This is a genomic window from Thermostilla marina (genome assembly GCF_054657455.1).
Genome location: NZ_BAAHYR010000001.1, coordinates 2,105,842 through 2,124,661, shown reverse-complemented (window position 1 = coordinate 2,124,661; position 18,820 = coordinate 2,105,842). Strand labels below are relative to the sequence as shown.

At 59.7% G+C, this 18,820-nt stretch carries 17 protein-coding genes; 10 read left to right on the top strand and 7 right to left on the bottom strand.

Annotated features, from left to right (window positions below):
* Positions 1–481 precede the first annotated feature (481 nt).
* A complete protein-coding gene (locus ACYQ2I_RS07770; RefSeq protein ID WP_460166443.1) occupies positions 482–1,081 on the bottom strand; it encodes a CvpA family protein in 600 nt (199 codons plus the stop codon).
* 233 nt (positions 1,082–1,314) lie between these two features.
* Between ACYQ2I_RS07770 and ACYQ2I_RS07765 the strand changes: the two genes are divergently transcribed.
* A complete protein-coding gene (locus tag ACYQ2I_RS07765) occupies positions 1,315–2,109 on the top strand; it encodes a metal-dependent hydrolase (protein ID WP_460166442.1) in 795 nt (264 codons plus the stop codon).
* 25 nt (positions 2,110–2,134) lie between these two features.
* On the opposite strand, the gene dtd is transcribed toward ACYQ2I_RS07765, so the two are convergent.
* Positions 2,135–2,599, bottom strand: coding sequence for a D-aminoacyl-tRNA deacylase (dtd, locus tag ACYQ2I_RS07760; protein ID WP_460166441.1), 465 nt, complete (start codon positions 2,597–2,599; stop codon positions 2,135–2,137).
* A 204-nt stretch (positions 2,600–2,803) separates the two neighbouring features.
* Here dtd and pdxA point away from each other — a divergent pair, with 204 nt between their 5' ends.
* From pdxA to ACYQ2I_RS07735, 5 genes are all read left to right on the top strand, one after another.
* Positions 2,804–3,856, top strand: coding sequence for a 4-hydroxythreonine-4-phosphate dehydrogenase PdxA (gene pdxA / locus ACYQ2I_RS07755; RefSeq protein ID WP_460166440.1), 1,053 nt, complete (start codon positions 2,804–2,806; stop codon positions 3,854–3,856).
* 46 nt (positions 3,857–3,902) lie between these two features.
* Positions 3,903–4,538 (top strand): histidine phosphatase family protein, encoded by a 636-nt coding sequence (locus tag ACYQ2I_RS07750; RefSeq protein ID WP_460166439.1) that lies wholly within the window; start codon positions 3,903–3,905, stop codon positions 4,536–4,538.
* A 322-nt stretch (positions 4,539–4,860) separates the two neighbouring features.
* Positions 4,861–5,916: a hypothetical protein gene (locus tag ACYQ2I_RS07745; RefSeq protein WP_460168402.1), complete on the top strand. Its 1,056-nt coding sequence runs from the start codon at positions 4,861–4,863 to the stop codon at positions 5,914–5,916.
* Positions 5,917–6,103: 187 nt separating this feature from the next.
* On the top strand, positions 6,104–6,886 hold the full coding sequence (locus ACYQ2I_RS07740; RefSeq protein ID WP_460166438.1) for a hypothetical protein: 783 nt from the start codon (positions 6,104–6,106) through the stop codon (positions 6,884–6,886).
* 2 nt (positions 6,887–6,888) lie between these two features.
* Complete coding sequence (locus tag ACYQ2I_RS07735; RefSeq protein WP_460166437.1) at positions 6,889–8,109, top strand: DUF11 domain-containing protein; 1,221 nt, start codon at positions 6,889–6,891, stop codon at positions 8,107–8,109.
* Positions 8,110–8,157: 48 nt separating this feature from the next.
* Here ACYQ2I_RS07735 and prmC read toward each other — a convergent pair whose 3' ends face one another.
* The 5 genes from prmC to ACYQ2I_RS07710 form a co-directional block, all read right to left on the bottom strand.
* Positions 8,158–9,048, bottom strand: a complete 891-nt coding sequence (gene prmC, locus ACYQ2I_RS07730; RefSeq protein WP_460166436.1) for a peptide chain release factor N(5)-glutamine methyltransferase — start codon at positions 9,046–9,048, stop codon at positions 8,158–8,160.
* A gap of 13 nt (positions 9,049–9,061) precedes the next feature.
* Complete coding sequence (gene prfA / locus ACYQ2I_RS07725; protein ID WP_460166435.1) at positions 9,062–10,135, bottom strand: peptide chain release factor 1; 1,074 nt, start codon at positions 10,133–10,135, stop codon at positions 9,062–9,064.
* A gap of 127 nt (positions 10,136–10,262) precedes the next feature.
* Positions 10,263–10,514: a 50S ribosomal protein L31 gene (rpmE, locus tag ACYQ2I_RS07720; protein ID WP_460166434.1), complete on the bottom strand. Its 252-nt coding sequence runs from the start codon at positions 10,512–10,514 to the stop codon at positions 10,263–10,265.
* Positions 10,515–10,800: 286 nt separating this feature from the next.
* On the bottom strand, positions 10,801–11,574 hold the full coding sequence (locus ACYQ2I_RS07715) for a TIGR03000 domain-containing protein (protein ID WP_460166433.1): 774 nt from the start codon (positions 11,572–11,574) through the stop codon (positions 10,801–10,803).
* Between the two features lie 188 nt (positions 11,575–11,762).
* Complete coding sequence (locus ACYQ2I_RS07710; protein WP_460166432.1) at positions 11,763–13,013, bottom strand: protein-L-isoaspartate(D-aspartate) O-methyltransferase; 1,251 nt, start codon at positions 13,011–13,013, stop codon at positions 11,763–11,765.
* 219 nt (positions 13,014–13,232) lie between these two features.
* Between ACYQ2I_RS07710 and ACYQ2I_RS07705 the strand changes: the two genes are divergently transcribed.
* The 4 genes from ACYQ2I_RS07705 to ACYQ2I_RS07690 all read left to right on the top strand — a co-directional run bounded on the left by ACYQ2I_RS07705 (position 13,233) and on the right by ACYQ2I_RS07690 (position 18,790).
* A complete protein-coding gene (locus tag ACYQ2I_RS07705) occupies positions 13,233–15,023 on the top strand; it encodes a TIGR03960 family B12-binding radical SAM protein (protein WP_460166431.1) in 1,791 nt (596 codons plus the stop codon).
* Between the two features lie 170 nt (positions 15,024–15,193).
* Positions 15,194–16,057, top strand: coding sequence for an HAD family hydrolase (locus ACYQ2I_RS07700; RefSeq protein ID WP_460166430.1), 864 nt, complete (start codon positions 15,194–15,196; stop codon positions 16,055–16,057).
* A gap of 172 nt (positions 16,058–16,229) precedes the next feature.
* Complete coding sequence (locus ACYQ2I_RS07695; protein ID WP_460168401.1) at positions 16,230–16,493, top strand: MazG nucleotide pyrophosphohydrolase domain-containing protein; 264 nt, start codon at positions 16,230–16,232, stop codon at positions 16,491–16,493.
* 101 nt (positions 16,494–16,594) lie between these two features.
* Positions 16,595–18,790, top strand: a complete 2,196-nt coding sequence (locus ACYQ2I_RS07690; protein ID WP_460166429.1) for a hypothetical protein — start codon at positions 16,595–16,597, stop codon at positions 18,788–18,790.
* Positions 18,791–18,820: the final 30 nt, after the last annotated feature.

The following is an 18,820-nucleotide window of genomic DNA, read 5'->3' as shown; positions in this document are numbered from 1 at the left end:
TCTCATGCGGCGCCCATCTCACTCACGGTCGCCTGTCCATGCCGCCGCTTCCTCGCCGTTTCTCGACCGTTCCCGTCCGTGATGTGCTGCCGTCAAACCACAATACCGCAGACAACACAGACCGGCGTCTGAACCCCAAAAGGGGACCGAACCGCAACGTCCGATAATGTATCTTATGTTGTGTCGCAGGCCCGTTTTTTGCGGGACGTGGTCCGGATTCGTGTAGGTTTGCCTTGCCGGCTCAAAGACGCCCCTCCGGCAAGAGCTCGCCGACAAACCTCCAAGGCTCAAGCCATCTTCCCGCGACAACCAATCGGAAGGTTCCACGTGGGCGATATCGCTTGATTCAAGATGACAACCTGACGGCGATACAGTAATTCTGCCGATCCTCGCACGGCAATCCGGCGCGACGACGGCAGGGGACCTTCAGCGAAATCGACCATTGTCGGCATAGCAGCTTTTCGCGAACGCCGCCTTTTGGTCACATCGCCCCTGCCCCGTCACCGAGCCTCTCGCCCACGGCCGGTACGATGATGTCGTTGTCGTCCATGTAACGGCCGGGCGAATGATTGGGATCCAATCGCTCGTGTAGCTCCTTGAGATACTTGCCGATGTACGCCCTGGCTTCGTCGGGCAAGACCGGGTCCGCTTTCTCGATCAGCACGGCAATGTAGTAGCCCGACCGCGACTGGAGCACCATGTTGCGGGCCGATGCCGACAGCGTCACTGCGAAAAACGTGATCACGATGCAGAACGCCACCCCCTTCACAAAACCGAACATCGCCCCTACCTGGCGATCGAACTCTTTCAGTTGAACCCGGTCGATCACGTCTCGGACATACCGGAATAGAATCCAGATCCCCAGCGAGGTAACCAGAAACAAGATCAGCATGGCCAAGAATCGGTTCCAGGGAGCCTGGCTGCTGATCGCCGGGGCCAACTGCGGGCTGAACCGAACGGCGACAAAGCCGCTTACCACCAGCGAGCCGAGTGAAGCCAATTGCCACGCCATCCCCTTCCAGGCCCCGAACATCGTCGCCAAAAGCAACACGACCACCATCACAACGTCGTATATCTGCATGGTCGTTCCTCTTACCGGATTCGAGTCGTCGATCTTCGCCCGCCGAAGCGAGCAGGGGAGTATATCGCGTCCGGACGCTTCACCAAATAGCGATTCGCCGTGCCTGCATGCATCGCCTGCAGTGCAGGCACTTCGCACCGACCGTCGAAGAACGGCCTTTTCGCCGACGTCGGGTATTTGCTAAAGAATTCGTCTCACTCGTCATTGACTTCCCTTCAGAAAAGCCGATTCCGATGGCCGACTTTAAAACGCATCTTTCCACGAGCAGCGTGCTCGGCTTCGCCTATGCAGGTGCCGGACACGTCCTGTTCCACGCCCCGCTTTCCTCATCGCTCTTGGCTGGGGGGCTGTGCGCCGTTTCTGGAATGCTCCCCGACATCGACAGCGACTCGGGAATCCCCAAGCGGGAAAGTCTCACCTTCGCCGCCGCCGTAGTTCCCATGATGCTGATCGGTCACATGCAGCGAGCCGGTTGCGACTCCGAAACAATCGTTCTCGTTGGCGCGACGATCTATTTAGCCATTCGGTTTGTAGGCGGCCATCTACTCAGCCGCTTCACCGTCCACCGGGGCATGTTTCACAGCATTCCGGCTGCAGCATGCTTCGGCCAAGTAGCCTTTCTGCTTGCCAGCGGGCCGATTTCGATCCGCCTCTTCAAAGCAGCGGGTGTCGTCATCGGCTACTTGTCCCATTTACTTCTCGACGAGTTTTATAGCATCGACACGTCGCGTGGACGCGTCCGTCTCCGCAAGAGCTTCGGCACCGGCTTGAAGATGTTCAGCAAGAATCTATTCGCAACGGCCTTCACCTATTTGACCTGCATGTTCCTGGCATTGACCATCGTCCAAGAACCGCGTTTAATGGCCCACCTCGACGCCCTGGGAAACGCGGCGGGCACAAAGATCGACGCCTCGCTGGAACGGCTCGAAGAACGCCGCAGCGACGCGAATGCGCCCCTATTCGGTCCCGAGACTCTTTCCCCGCAAATCGACGATACCGAGGTCGTCCCGATCCGTCCGCCGCGCTGACGCCCTAAAGGGGGCATCGACCGGGTTACCCGCGTCGCGGCCGCTTCAAGCTAGTGCTGTCGAGCAAAATGGTCACGGGCCCGTCGTTGACCAACGCGACTTCCATGTGCGCGCGGAACACTCCGGTAGCGACCGGAATACCATGCTCTTTGAGCTGATCACAAAAGACGCGATACAACGCTTCGGCCGGTTCAGGCGGCGCCGCAGCAGTAAAACTCGGTCGGCGTCCCTTGCGACAGTCGGCCAGCAGTGTGAACTGACTGATCACCAAGGCTTTTCCGGCAACGTCTCGAATCGACAGATTCATTTTTCCGTCGCCATCTTCGAAAATGCGCAATCCGGCCAGTTTTCCGGCGATCAACCGGGCGTCGTCTTCCGTGTCTTCCGCCGCCACTCCCAACAATACGACGACTCCCCTTTCGATCTCACCGACGACCTTTTCGCCGACGGTGACCGACGCTCGGGTTACTCGCTGAACACACGCAATCATCGCCGGTTACGCTCTCCCGTTTTTTGGAACACGGTCTTTTGCGCGCCTTCAGTGCCGAAAGGTTGCAAGAAGGCTCAACGTACACCACGACCGCCACGACCACAACCGCCCTCCCCCCCCTGCCCCTCCCCTGCGACACGGGCGGTGTCGCCAATAGAATAAGGTGTCTCGACATGTTCGCTTCGTGTTTTCGATTTTCGCCAGATGAGACGACCGCTCGTGAGCCCTTCCCTTCCCGTGATTGCTGTGACGATGGGTGACCCCGCCGGGATCGGCCCGGAAATCATCGTCAAAGCGTGGAAACACGCCGAGTTGTTCAGGCAATGTCGACCGCTCGTCGTCGGTTCCCCAGCGGTTCTGGAACACGCAGCAGCTCAATTTCACGCTTCCCTGCAAATAGTCCTTCTATCCTCGCCTGACCAGATTCGCGAATTTGAAACCTCGCCAACCGTTCTTCCCTGTTTTTCCTGTGGTTGGGATGCCGGCGGCGAGGTGATTCCCGGCGAGATCGATGCCCGAGCGGGTGAAGCAGCGTACCGTTCGATCGTTGCCGCGGTGGAGCTCGTCTTGGCAGGAACCGTTTCCGCAATCGTTACGTGTCCGATCCACAAAGAGGCCCTGCATCGGGCCGGGCATCGCTATCCCGGCCATACCGAACTCTTGGCCGAGCGCTGCGGCGTCGACCGGTTTTCCATGGTCCTGTACATGGGCCCGGGAGCCCCCCTTGAAGGACCACACGGTCTGGCGGTCGCGCACGTCACGTTGCACACGGCCATGCGGTCGATTTTTTCACAAATCACGCCCGATGCCGTGACGGCGAAGGCGCAACTCGTTCACGACTTGATGCGGCGGCTCGGATGCGACCGTCCCCGAATCGGTGTATGTGCCCTGAATCCCCATGGCGGCGAAGGCGGACTGTTTGGGAACGAAGAAAAAGAGATTATCGTGCCTGGAGTCACTCAGGCTAGAAAACGGGGGCTACAAATTGAAGGTCCCTTGCCTGCCGATACGATCATGGTCCGGGCTCGCAACGGAGCATTCGACGCCGTGGTGGCGATGTACCACGACCAAGGCCACATCGCCTTGAAATTGCTGGGCATGCACCGGGCGGTCAATATCACGGCCGGGCTCCCCATCGTGCGCACCAGTGTTGCCCACGGAACGGCGTTCGATATCGCTTGGCAAGGCAAGGCCGATCCCGCAAGTCTGCTGGAAGCCGTCCGAACTGCGGCGATGCTCGTCAACAGCGCACGCTAGGCGTTCACCGCCCCCTTCCATTCCTTACAACACGAGACGACAAGTCATGTTGCTGACTCCGGATGAACGAACGTGCTGGATGTTGCTTGTACGGCATGCGGCTACGGCCAACAACCGCGCGAAGCCGCCCCGTCTCCAAGGTCGACGGACCGACCCCGCGTTGTCGCTCGAGGGCCAAGAGCAGGCCTCTCGCACGGGCCGTTTCCTGGAATCTCTCCCCATCTCTCAGGTCTTTTCCAGTCCCCTGCTCCGCGCGCGGCAAACGGCCGAAGCCATCGCCGGCCCACACGATCTTCCTGTCGAAGTCGTCCCGGCGATTACCGAAGTCGACGTCGGCATCTGGGAAGGGATGTCATGGGAGGACGTCGAGGCGCAATATCCGGAGGCTTACCGGGCTTTCATGTCGAACGCCGCAGAGCACCCCTACCTTGAGGGAGAAACGATGGCCTCAGTACGCGAGCGCGTCGTTCCCGCCTTCAGCGCGCTGGCGGAACAGCACCGTGGCAAGTGCATCGTCGTGGTTGCCCACAATGTGGTCAACCGCGTCTATCTTGCCCATCTTCTCGATATCCCGATTTACAGATATCGGACAATTCCGCAGGACAATTGCGGCATCAATATTCTCAGGGCCCGTGAGGACCGAATTCGACCGGTCACCATCAACGCCGTGTTTCACCTTTGACCCCCTCTTCCGGGCATGTTGTTCTACATCTTTCGGGGCATTTCTTTCGCACACGATCTCTTTGGGCAGAGCAAAGTAAGCTCATTCGGCGGGTCTTGACGGATTTACCAAAGAAACCCGTTCTGCCGAACCGACCAATAACCGTCAGAGGGAGGTCTTTTTCGACCATTGCGCTTTCGCGCATTCCTCCGGAGACGAGTTCGACGTGAGTCGAATCGGAACGTTTGTCGGTCAAGCAATCCCGTCGGTCGTATGCGCCCCAAGAAACGCGTTTAGGGGGGACACCTAAATGAGATATGGAGCTTTTTTGTGTGTGGTTCTGATGGCTGTGGCGGGCTGCAAGGGCCCGTTCCATCACAACTTGCCTCCTGCCCAACAGTTGATGGAACCGGGTCCCGGCGTCGGCGGCCCCGGACCGGGCGTTCAGGCAATGTATATGCCCCCCGCCCCCGGCCCTGAAGCCGTTTCCCAAATTCTCTTCGCAGCCCCCGACGACATGGTCGTCATGTGGGATGTGACGGAACCGGGTGCCTTCGATTCGGGCCCCCACTACACGCCGTTTCGGCAGAATTTCCCCCAAGGGGCCATCTACCGCCTGAAATTGACCGAAATCCCCGGTATGCCCGGTATCGAACTGTATCCGACGTTGGAAGTCGGCCCTGCAACGCCGCGTACGCAGGCTTTCCTGGCGCACAACGCGATTCCGGTTTCGTTCACCGATGAAGATTTCGATCAAGTGTTCGCGGGCAACTTCGTCACCAAGGTCATCTACTTGCCCGACCCCGAATACCAAGATTTGGCCGTTGCCGGTCCCGACACGCTCGTCAGCACCCGTTTGGACCCGGGTGTCGACCCGGTCATCGAAGCTGATCGCCGCGGCTCGATTTTAGCGATCGTGCGGCTGGGCAATCGTGACCTCGAGCTGCCCGGCGAATCGGCCGACGCCCAGAACGTCGTTCCGGCGCAGTATGCTCCGGGCATGCCCTCCGGATTCGGCGTCGCAGCTCCCGGCGTCCCCATGGCCGGTCCGTCGAATTACATCTCGGGTGTCACCGGCCCGCAGTACGGAATGCCGATCAGCGGCACCCCGATCGGCCTTGCCGGTCCGCCGCACGTTCCGTTGGGAGCACCGGCTGGACTTCAAAAACATGTCATGCGAAATCACACGCACGTGCACATGCCGCAACCAAGCTCGAAGGTTCGCATCGATGTGAAGCAGACGCCCGGCATCTCGTATCCGAAACCGGCCGATCACGTATGGATTTCGGAGCACACCACCAGCGGTTTGAATATGTTCCATCAACCGCTTTCCGACCGCGTGCAAGTGCTGAACGAGACGACGGAAGCCTGCCCGGCGGACGCCGCTCCCATGCAGTGACGATCCGCGTCGTTTGATACGACGTACGACGGCCAACGGCTGCCTCGTCCGATGCGTCGATTGCGAGGCAGCCTTCCTTCCAAAATCGTTGCGTCATCAAGGGCGTCGGCCGATTATCGGCCGACGACTCACCCGGTCACTTGATCACATGGAATCGGTTCTCATGCAGGCCACAAGCCGGCGAGCCATGAATCGGAAGGGACGTCATCCGGCGACGACTCTCGTCGTCTATTGCCTGACGGGCATCGCGGCGATGATTTGTCTTCCGATCGGCCGATCCTCGGCGCAACAGCCGAACGTTCATTTTTACCACATGGGCACGATGCCGCCCGGGTTGGTCGGGGCCACACGGCTGCAACGAGGCGGACCGGTCAACGGTTACTTTCAACCGGTCGAGTTTCGCGGCCCGGCCGGACTTCAAGTCGCCCCGGCCGAAAACGGTCGGTTCGCCGAGCCCGCGAATTGTCCCGCCGATTTCGGGCTACTGGTCGGTCGCGTATATCGGCTGCGCGTCACCGGGATTCCCGGATACCCCGGCATGGAACTCTTTCCCACCGTCGAAATCATCGATCGTTTGTATCCGCCGGTGGGCCAAGAAGTGCAATTCCCTGTCGTCGTCGATCTCACTCCCGACGATCTGAAACTGGCACTGGAAGGCAAATTCGTCACGCGGGTCATTTACGTCGAAGACCCCATGAAGGCGATGCCGGTTTCTTTCGACGGCAAACAACAACCGTGGTTCGAAGCGAAGCCGGGCAGCGATCCTTTAGCAATCGCCGACACACTCGGACGACCGATCGCAATTCTGCGGATGGGCGGGGTCGTTCCGATGTCCGAGCAGATCGACGCGGGATTTGCGTACGGCTTTCCGCCGTTCGTGAAGTATCCCCCAAAGGTCAAATTGCTTCCTCGGCCGCCGAAGCCCGCTGCGAACGGGGCTGACCCGACGGCCGAACGTCAAGGAATATGAACATGCAGGGAGGCATCCGGGGAATGCATCGGCACTTGGTCGGTCGAACGTGTGTCTGTCTCGTGTCGTTGGCGGTCCTGTCGCTTTCATCGTGTCGCCAGATGTTACCGACGTACGGACCGCTGCCGACGGCAGGCGCCCCCTCCCCTGCCCTACCGACGGCCGCCGATTCCCTGCCGCCGCAAGCATACACCGGCGTGCCGATGCAGGCTCCTCCTGCCATGGTCGGCCCCAACGGCGAGGCCCTACCGGTCGGTACACCGCTGGGGGCGCCACCGCAACCCGAATGGAGTCCTCCCGGGATCGCGGGGCCCTGGCCGCAAGACGAATACCTGGCCGACGGCGGCGATCTTCCGCCGTTTGCTCGACTCGACGACCGCGTCATCCGTGGGGTCAACATGGAGGACACGGTCGCGTACTACAGCGGCCCCGACGGCAAAACGCAGGTGGCTGCCAGCAATCGCGTTTTCGTTTACAGCCCCCGTTTCGGCGCCGTACGACAAGTCGTCAGCATGCAGCAAGACGAACAAGCTGTCGGTCTGCAAGGTTTCCGCCGTGGGGAAGGCCCCCAAGGGCAACAATTCAACGCATTGGTCGCTTCGAACAAAAGCTATCTTCAGTCCGTCGGCGCACGCGGTCGATCGGGCATCGGTATGTTTGAATCCCGCATGCAAAACGGGGCGTTTTCTTCGGTGCTGACGCCCGAAGGATTTGCCAACGATTACAAAGCCTATGAAAACTTCAACTTAATCCGCTTCGGACGACTTGGAGGAGATGATCTCCCCTTGTTGGCTCAATACGCCGAGGCCGCGCAAATCTGGTTCGAAAACCAATCCATCGGTGTGACGATCAACCATCAGGCGGCAACCGTCGATGCCGCGTCCGAAGGCGTACACTCTGTTTTCAGCATCGAATCGAAAACCGGCACGGCCAAATTGCGGGTAACGAAAGTCGCCTCGACGCAGGCAGCCCAGCCGGGCGACATCATCGACTTTACCATCCGCTTCGACAACGTCGGTACGGCCGTGCTGAACGACATCGTGCTCACCGACAACCTGAACACGCGTTTGGAATTCGTACCCGGTTCCGCGCAATGCAGTGTCGAAGCCGAATTCGGCATGCAGCCCAACGAAGAAGGCTCATCAGCACTGGCGTGGGCAATCAAGCAGCCTCTCAAACCGGGTGAAGGCGGAATCATCCGCTTCCAATGCAAGGTTCGCTGAACCGGCCGGAATGCCCGTGGGACGGCATCTCTCACACGGAAACTTGCATCACCCCACTTTTCGTGCGTGGATCACCCGCGGCAATCGCGCCAGATCGGGAATGACGCGAACCAGTTCCCAGTGCGGATGATCGCGCACCAACAGCTCGACGCGATCGCAAATCATCGGACTGATTTCGCAGAAGAATTCACCGTCCGCTTCCAAATACTCCGGCAGCGTGTCCAATAGCCGAGCGATGATCTCCGTCCCGTCGGGACCGCTCACCAAGGCAATACGCGGCTCATAATCTCGAACCTCCGTCGGAAGCGAATCCAGCTCCGACTCGCGGACATACGGCGGATTCGAGACCGCAAGGTCGAATCGATCGCCCGAGTCGATCGCCGCCAACAAATCGCTCTTCAGGAATCGAATTCGCTCGGCCACCCCGTGCGCTTCGGCGTTTTGTCGTGCTATTTCGAGGGCTTCCGACGAAAGGTCGACGGCCGTCACTTCGGCCTGCGGCAAATGCTTTGCCAAACACACGGCCAAGACGCCGCTACCGGTACCGATGTCGCAAATTCGAACAGTTTGCGATTCTCCATCTTCCAAACGCCGTTTGGCTGCTTCCAAGGCGGCGACGACCACGAACTCGGTCTCGGGGCGTGGAATCAGGACGGCCGGCGTCACGACGAATCTGAGAGAAAAGAATTCCCGGTACCCGACCAGATAGGCGACCGGCACTCCGCGAGCGCGTTTCTTCACAAGTTCGCGAAATACGGCCCGCGGTTGCTCGCCGATCTCTTCGTCGAAACGCGTATACAAGATGATCCGCGGACAACCGAGGCTATGCGCCAAGAGGATTTCGGCGTCGAGACGCGGGGTCGAAGAACCATGTTCCTGAAAATAGCGGGTCGTCCACTCGAGGAGCCGCCCGATCGTCCATGATTCCGTCCCGCCCATTGATGCCGTCCCGTCAATTGAGCGGCCCGAACGCCGACCGCAACTCCTGGCGTTCGTAGTCCAGAATCGCCTCGATCACCGGATCCAAGTTACCGGCCAGAATCTGATCGAGCTGGTACAACGTGAGGCCGATCCGATGATCCGTAACGCGGTTTTCGGGGAAGTTGTACGTGCGGATTCGCTGACTCCGGTCGCCGGATCCGATCTTGCTCTTGCGCTCCCCTGCCCTTTTTTCTTCCTCTTGTCGGCGGTAGTACTCGTAGATTCGCGTCTTCAGCACCCGCAGGGCCTTCGCCAAGTTCTTGTGCTGGCTTTTCTCATCCTGGCACTGGACGACGATCCCGGTCTCGTAGTGCGTCAATCGGACGGCCGAAGCCGTCTTGTTCACGTGCTGCCCGCCGGGACCGCTTGCGTTGAAAGTGTCGCGTCGATAATCCTCGGGTTTCAAGTCGACTTCGACATCCTCGGGTTCTGCCATCACCGCCACAGTGGCCAGCGAAGTGTGAATGCGGCCCTTGGCCTCTGTTTCGGGAACGCGTTGCACACGGTGACCGCCGCTTTCGTATTGGAGACGCCGGAAAACCTCCTCGCCTTCGACTGCGACGCTGATTTCCTTGAATCCGCCCAATTCGGTCGGATTGGCGCCCAAGATTTCGAATTTCCATCGGCGGCTTTCAGCGTAGCGCCGATACATTTCGAACAGATCCCGCGCAAACAGCGCCGCTTCTTCTCCGCCTGTACCCGCGCGAATCTCCAAAATACAGCGGGTCCGGTTGGCGTCTTCACCGCCTACGGTCAGAAGGAGCAAATCGTCCCAGATTTCTTCTCGCTGCCGTCGCAAGTCGGGCAACTCGGCTTCGGCCAATTCCCGAAGCTCGGGATCATCGCCTTCGACAAGTTCGCGCAACTCGCTGATCTGAGCATTTAGCTCTTTAAAACGACGATATTTGCTCGCCAGTTTCGCCAGCGAACCGTGCTCCCGCATCACTGCCGCCAAACGGGCCGAGTCGGCGAGCACGTCGGGGTCGGTAAGCTGCTTCTCCAATTCCTCGAAGCGCGCGAGCTTTTTCTCGAGCTGTTCCCGCATGCGTCACACTCACCAGGGAGTAAAGAACGGCTCGACCACCGGCAGACGGCCGCCCCCTCGCTCCAATCACCGAACTCACCCGCCGGACGGGCAAGTCTCGACGCGAGCCTCCAACGATGTCATCGGCTTACTTTTTCTCGGCAGCAGCCTTGGCTTTCTTGGCCTTAGCGACGCTTGCGTATCCACCCGAGAATTTGTTACGGAACTTCTCGATCCGTCCCGCCGAGTCCACATACTTGAGTTTTCCGGTAAAGAACGGATGGCAATTGCTGCAAATATCGACCTTCAGCTCCGGGACGGTGCTGCGAGTGGTGAACGAATACCCGCAACCACAGGTCACCTTCGTTTCCATGTATTTCGGGTGAATGCCTTTTTTCATGACCGCGTTCCCTGATATCGAATGTACCCCATACACGGCGACGCAAGTCGCTTCGCAGACAATCCGGACGGCCGTCGGGAGCCACGCGAACCGCTTTCACTGCTTCCGAACAGCCCAAGTCATTGAGTTTACCGCGGTTGCGTCGAAGCGACAAGGCTCGCAAACCGCGCATCGACGGATTTCTTCCGGACTCAAAAAAAGCACCCAAGAGATGCTTCATCTCCTGGGTGCGTCGATTTCGGCTACCAAAGGGGAGACGGGAATTCCTCCCGCTTCCCGCGGGGAACTACAGCCCCGCGACGGAGGTCGCCTGCTCGAAAGAAAACGCGACCCCTTCTTTCTCGCCCGCCGTCAAGACCACAGCGCGCTTCTCGACCAGTCGCTTACCGTCGCGAACGATCTCGGCGGTAATCTCATACCGATATTCCAGTCCCTGCTTCAACCCCAGCGACACATATTCGCGTCGCGTTCCCGTGCTCCGGGTCTCATATCCGTTGATCGTCACTTTGGCGTCGACCGGCACATATACGGTCAGGATCCCGCTGTTCTCCTGCGTTTGGGGCGAATAGGCCGTCGGATTTACCGGCAACCCCATGGCACCGGGCGCATCGGGCGACATCGGCGTCGTAGGAATCGAAGGCTGCGCGGGGGCCGGCTCGGCTGCGGGCGCCGGACTCGGTTCGGCAGCCGGTGCCGGTTCAGAGGGCACATCCGTCGCCGGAGTCGGTTCGGGCTGCGGCTCGGAAACCACCATCGGCTCACATCCGCACGGATCCAGTCCGCATACCGGACAACATTCGCCGGGCACCCAATACCAGCGATAGGGACCGAACAGCAAACGACGCACGGGACCGGGCCGCCACCCCAAGTACCACTCTCCGCACGTCGGAGCGACCGGCGGACAAACAGGACGATAACAGGTGGTTACGACCGGTCGACATACCACGACCGGACAACAGGGATCGCAGGGGGCCCAATGGTGCCAAAACGCCTGCGTGGTTTCCGCAGCCGTCAAGCCGAGAACAGCTGCCACACTGGCGATCATCAGCTTCCGAAGCATTTTTGTCCCCTCTCTCCTGATGATGGTTCTGAGATTTCTAAACGGGGCCGAGCGCTCGTTCCCCGCGGATCGCTGGAGAAACGCCGATTACGATCTCGACTTCTAACATACTCCCCGAGGCCGGTTGTGCAAGTAGGCTGAGCAATTTAGGAAGTGTTTACAGATAACGCCGACAGCACAAGATATGCTCACCCCCCTTCATCACTGCGGGTCTCGCCGGTATCTCGCCCCCGGCTTTTTGTTACCTCTACATCATCAAATGCCAACTTGCCGGTGTTCCCGAGAAGGCCGATGCCGATGATGGCTTCGCGTGCCTCCGACGGCACACGGATCGTGCGTTCCACCTGCCGCCATCCGGCTGTTCCGGCGTGGCTGCCGACCGGCACTTCGCTCAACACGGCCCGTCGTTCATCGAAGAATACAATCCCGACTCCCGGTTGCAGGTTGTTCGGGTGGACGCGCACATTTTCCGCGCGCACCCAATAGCGAACGGTCAGTTCGTTGACGACACGACCATCGACCCCGAAGCCCGCTAGGGCCTGCGCGCGACGCCCCACTTCCTCGTTGGCCAGCTCGATGTAGTTCCGGCCACTAGGCGGATCGTCGTGCCGCACGGCCAACTGACGCTGATAGTACCACCCCAGCGGCATCCCGGTGTCGGCGTCGACTTCCTCGAAATCGCCGTTGGCCAAAGCGGGCTCGGTCGGATCCGGCAATTGTTCGCGGCGCGATTCTGCCTCGCCGGTCATCGGCACGAACAAAGTCGGTCGAAGAGCCTCGCGAACCATGCGACCGTTTGCTTTCTTCAACAACACCAGCGTTTGGCTGTAACGTTGCCCTACCGGCACGACCATCCGACCGCCTTCGGCCAGTTGGTCGACCAATGGCTGGGGGATATCCTCCGGCGAACACGTAACGATGATCTTGTCGAAGGGGGCATATTCCGGCCAACCGAGGTATCCATCACCGGCTTTCACGTAGACGTTGTCGTAACCCAATCGCTTCAGAGTCCGTTTCGCCCGCTCGGCCAACGGCTGTACGATTTCGATCGAATACACCTCCTTGACCAGCGGGCTGAGAATAGCGGCCTGGTATCCGCTCCCCGTCCCAATTTCCAACACTTTGTCGTCCGGTTCCGGCTGCAACTGTTCAGTCATGTACGCGACGATGAACGGGGACGATATCGTCTGGCCGTGACCGATCGGCAAGGCCATGTCGAGATACGCCTTGGCTCGTTCGGATTCCGGCACGAACTCGTGGCGAGGTGTTTGCTGGAATACCCGCAACACGTTCGGATCCTTGATCCCGGCTTCCACGAGATAGCGTTGGACCATGATCTTGCGTTGCAGGTCGTACGGCAGCCGCGGCTGCGCTTTTGTCGTGGGCCCCATAATCGCCCAAGCGACAATTGCCGTCACCGTGAAACCGATATGCCGCATACCTCGTCTCTCCGGTTCGTTCAACTCTCGGGGGCTGGACACCTATCAGTCTGCGGATCGCCCGCTATCTATCCATATTATGGTCGACTCGCGCCAACAGCCCAAATGTCGACCGACCGGCTTCCTTTTTTTCACGGCGGCAACGCCCCATAATACGTGGAATGCTTCGAGGGGAAGAACACCGGTCTGCCGGTTTTCGATGATCAAACGAGGGGACGGATGACATCATCCGAAATACGCCGCATTGTTACGGAACGTCTCTTACCACAGGTTCAGACGCCCGCTCAGTACCTCGGCGGAGAGCGAAACAGCGTCGTCAAAGCGAAAGAGCTTTTGAAAGGCCGCATCTGCTTGGCCACCCCCGACGCATACACGATCGGGATGAGCAATCACGGCCTTCAAGTGCTCTACGATGCCGTCAATCGCCGTGACGCCTGGGCCTGTGAGCGAGTCTTCGCGCCCTGGCCCGACATGGAGCAGCTCCTGCGAGAACATGACGTTCCCTTGTACAGTCTTGAAACCTTCACCCCTCTTGCCGAATTCGACCTTGTGGGATTCACGCTCCAATACGATCTCGGCTACAGCAACGTGTTGACGATTTTGGATCTCGGCCGGATCCCATTGCACGTCACTGCCCGCCGCCTAAACGATCCGCTGATTCTCGCAGGCGGCCCGTGTGCCGAAAACCCGGAACCAATGGCCGATTTTATCGATGCGTTCGTCATCGGCGACGGCGAGGAAACCTTGCCTGCGGTAGCCGACGCTTGGCTTGAAGTTCGATCTGCCGCCGGTTCTCGTCAAGAGGCGTTGCGGATGTTGGCCGAGCGGTTTCCGTGGCTGTATGTTCCCTCGTGTTACGAACTCGAAGAACAGGGCGGCCGCCTGATTCCCATTTCACGCCGCGATGGGATTCCGCAAACAGTCCGTCCGGCCGTGGTGTCCGATCTGGACGGAATCCCGCTCCCACCGGCGCCGATCGTCCCGCTGATCCGCACCGTCCAGGATCGCATCGCAGTCGAGATCATGCGAGGCTGCCCCTGGCGCTGCCGGTTCTGCCAAAGCACGACCATCAAGCGCCCTTTGCGGTACCGGAAGATCGAAACGATCATCGACGCAGTCCTTACGGCGTATCGGAACACCGGTATCGAAGAAGTCGCGCTGCTGTCACTTTCGGCCAGCGACTATCCGCACTTCGAAGAGCTCGTCGTTCGATTACGCGACGTGTTGTCGCCGCTGAATGTGTCCATCTCGGTTCCCAGCCTGCGCGTCAACAAGAAATGGCGCACTCTCAGTGAACTACTGACCACCGAGCGTCATTCCGGCCTGACGCTTGCCCCGGAAGTCGCCCTGGACGACATGCGCCGGCAGATCGGCAAACCCATCCTCAACGAAGACCTCTTGGAAGGATGCAAAACAGCCTTTGAGAGGGGGTTTCATCGAGTGAAACTCTACTTCATGTGTGGTCTACCCGGGGAACGCGAGGCAGATTTGCGAGGCATGATCGAGCTAGCCGAGGACATCGCCCGTCTCGGCAAGCAAGTAAGGGGACGAAGCGTCAAAGTGGTCGTCAATGTATCGAACTTCGTTCCCAAACCTCAAACGCCGTACCAGTGGTCCGGCATGCAAACGCGTGAATACTTTCGCTATGCCCGCGACTGCCTGTACCGACACAAGCGATTGAAGGCCGTCGACATCAAGTGCCACGACATCGAAGCATCGCTCCTGGAAGGGGTCATGGCCCGTGGTGATCGCCGGGTGGGCAAAGCCATCGAAACGGCTTGGCGACAAGGTGCCCGATTCGATAGTTGGAGCGATCATTTGGATCCGCAGCTTTGGTGGGAAGTGTTCGCCGACAGCGGCATCGATGTCGGCCACCTCGTCCACGAAAGCGTCTCGCCGGAGATTCCCCTGCCGTGGGACCGGATCGCCATTCGGCAAGGTCGCCCCTATCTGGAGCGAGAACGAGACCGTTCGTTGAGCCAGTTGGCATCGATGCAACCGTCTACATGACGGTATCCGCAGCCTTCATTGCGTACCGACAACCCGCCGGTTCGTTCCCCTGTCGGGCCGTACATGGTACATTAGAGTTTTCTCCGCTTTGCGACCGACCGTCACAGTCTCCATTTCGGCCGACCGATTGTGGCGCCGATTCGAGAAAACGCATATTTCGGCCCAATTCCATGCCGCAATTTCGGATGCTCGCCGTCGACGTCGACGGCACGCTGGTCAATAGCAACGATGAGCTCACGCCTGCCACCCAGGCGGCGTTACGGCGTGCGGCAACCCACGGCGTTACTGTCGTCATCGCCACCGGACGCCGTTACAGTCGCACGATCCACTTGGTGGAGCCGCTCGGAATCGAGGTACCGCTGGTCACCGCCAGCGGGGCGCTGATAAAATCGCCCTCGACACACGAAACGCTTTTTCGGGCCGATTTCGGTCCTCGCCTGCTCGGCGAGATGACTCGATTCATTGCCGCCGAAGGTTTTATCCCGGTACTACTCGGCGACACCTTCGAACAGGGATTCGACTACTATCTTCCGCCCATCGAACGGCCGAATCCCCCTTTGGAAGAGTACCTGCGATTGAATCCCGGATGCGGTCGGTTGGTGCCCGATTTGCTTCAGGCTCCGCCGTCGGACGTTTTCGGGGCATTCGCCATGGGCACCCGAGATGAAATGCTCGCCCTCCAGGATCAACTCCAGCGAACTTTTCCCGGTGCGTTGTCGACCCACGTATTGCGAAGCCCGCGATACACCGGATACTTTTGCGAAATCGCGCCCGGCGGCGTCACCAAATGGTCGGGAATCCGCAAATTGGCCGCTGGAAAAGGTATTCCCGACGAGGCCGTCTGCGCCGTCGGTGACGACGTCAACGACATCCCCATGATCCGGGCCGCCGGTTTAGGCGTGGCCATGGGCAACGCCTTGCCGGAAGTTCAAGCGGTCGCCGATCGAATCGCTCCGGGACACGACGAAGACGGCTTGTCGACCGTCGTCGATTGGATTCTGACGGCAAACGCAGCGATTTCAAACTCATCGTGAGAAGGCGTTGACATTACCTGTTTCGCTCCCAAATCCGTTGCAAGCGGTGGTGACGACCATGTCTGAGGTGAGGAAACAACCGGAAGAACGCCGCGATCCGTCGACATCGGCGTCGGAAGCGGCCGTCAAGACCGAGATCACCTTTGCCGAATTCCAAGACTTGATCCGAACGATGTACCTTGAAAAAGACATCGCAAGGGGCATCGACGGCACATTCATGTGGCTGATGGAGGAGGTCGGCGAGTTGGCAGCCGCCCTGCGAAACGGTACGCGAGAAGAACAAGCCGCCGAATTCGCCGATGTGATCGCCTGGTTGACGACGATCGCCAACGTAGCCGGAGTCGATCTGACTGCGGCGTTGGCACAAAAATATGGTGCGGGTTGCCCCGGTTGCGGACGTTACGTCTGCGAATGCCCCGACTCTGGAAAACCGTAGCCATGAATGGTGATTCGCGTTCTCATTCCGACCATTCTGCTCGGCGCAGGCCGGTCCGATCTGGTCACGTTGTCGCTGCCGGGTATCGTCTCGCCGGCATTGTGACTGCTCTTCTGCTGCTTGGTTCGGCAAACGGCTTTGCGGCAGCTTCACCCTCGGCCGATGCCGCGTCGAACGATTCGGTCGTGTTGGAAATCGGCTTCCGCGGCTACTTCAAACCCGGCAACTGGGTACCGCTGCGGTTCCGCCCCGATGCACAATGGTTAAAACGCAGTGATGTTTCGTTTTGCGCCGAAATCCCAGACCCCGACGGCTATCCGGTTCGCTATCCCCTCGACGTAGATCCCGCAACACGCGAAGTCGTGGGAGTGGTGCGATTCGGACGCGTGGGGAGCCCGGTCCGCATCGTAGCCGTTGAAGAATCATCAGGCACGATCTTGTGGACGCACGTCTTCCGCCCCTCTGAATCCTCGGCGCGCCAACGATTCTTTCCCGGCGTTCCCAATAGCAAGGAATTGATTGTCGTACTCGCCGGCGACGATGTCGGCGTCGAACAAGCCGTGAAGGCAGTTTCTTTTGCAGAGGACGTGGAACCGGCCGTCGTTTCGCTCAGGTCGTGGGACGAATTGCCGGAATCTCCGGCGGCCTACGAAGCCGTCGGCACGTTGGTAGTCGCTCCCGGGGAGGATGACAGCCTTCTCCCCGATTCTCAACGTGACGCCCGTCGATTAGCCTCGGTCGAGGAATGGCTGGAAAACGGCGGCGCGATGCTGTTTGCGGCCGGCGGTGTAAACGAAGCCGCCTTTGGAGACCGTTCGCCCCTCCGGCCCTTCTTGCCGGGGCCGTTCGTTCGTCGCTATCGCCTGCGACGATCGGCCGCTCTCGAGCAATTCGCCGGTGCACGACGATCCTTGGAACTGGACAGCTCGCCGCTCGACGCCGTCGTCTTTCGTGTCGACCAAGGACGCGTCGAGGCACGCGAAGCCGATTTGCCCGTGGTCGTCCATATCCCCTTCGGCTTGGGACACGTCGTGACGACGGCCGTCGACTTGTCGGCCGAACCGCTCGCCGTTTGGGAGGACCGCGGGCTATTTGTCGCAAACCTGTTGAGCTTTCCGGTAGAACAGGTCGAAACCGACACCCACGATCAGGCTCTTATGCACTACGGCTACACCGATTTGTCGGGCCAGTTGCGGAGCGCATTGGATCTGTTTCCCGGTGTGGGAACCGTGCCGTTCTTCGCCGTCGGCGCGGCCGTCGCTGTCTTTCTCTTGTTGGTCGGCCCTTTGGATTGGTGGCTGAATGCGCGAATTCTCAAGCGACGAACGACCGCCTGGATTACGCTTCCGTTATGGATCATCGGGGCGCTCGCGATCGCCGTTCTGTGGGCGAACGCCTCGAAGCCTTCCGACGGTTGCATCAATGAAGTACTTCTGCTGGATTACGACCAATCGCGAGGCATCGTGCGGGAAACGGCATGGTCCGACATTTTCGTCGCCGGCACCGATCGCTACGATTGCCGCTTCACCCCGTTCGCCTGGAACGCAGAGAACACGGGCCCGCCCGACGCCGTCGTCGACCTTGCCTGGCACGGTCTTCCCGGCAGAGGCCTCGGCGGCATGGACACGCCCACAGTCGACATCCAGCCGTGGGAAACGTTCTACCGATCGCAATATTCCACGGGAACGATCGAAAGCGTCCCTATCCCCAAATGGTCGACTAAGGCGTTCCTCGCCAAATGGCGTCATCCGGCTGCTTCGCCGGTAGAAGGCAACCTGCGGCGCCGCGATGCTCTTCCCTTCGGAACGATCACCAATCGAAGCGAGGTGCCGCTGCGTGATTGCCTGCTTGCGTACGGCAACTGGATCTATTTTCTCGGCAACCTCGGACCGGGCGATTCGGTGCAGATCTCGGCGTCGTCGGAACGCCGAGAGTTGCGAACCTGGTTGACGGACAAACGCATCGTCGTGGAAGGCGATCCCAACCAAGCGAAGATCCGCGAAGTTACGACCCCGTACGACGGATCGAGTCGTGACATCCCCTACATAATGCGGATGATGATGTTTTACGACGCGGCCGGCGGGTTCGGGTACACCAAATTGAGCCACACATATCAGCCCTATGTCGACTGCACGCCCTGGCTACGATCGGGCCGAGCTGTCTTCACGGCGACTCCGGCAGACGACGCAGGGGCGAACGATTTCGGCGGTTTGACCGTCCGTAGTCGCAGCGGCCGATACAACCTCGATGACCGTCGACAAATCGTGTACCTACGCTGTGTCTTGCCCGTAGAGTAATTTTCCTGTTTCGTGCATCCCGCACTCGAT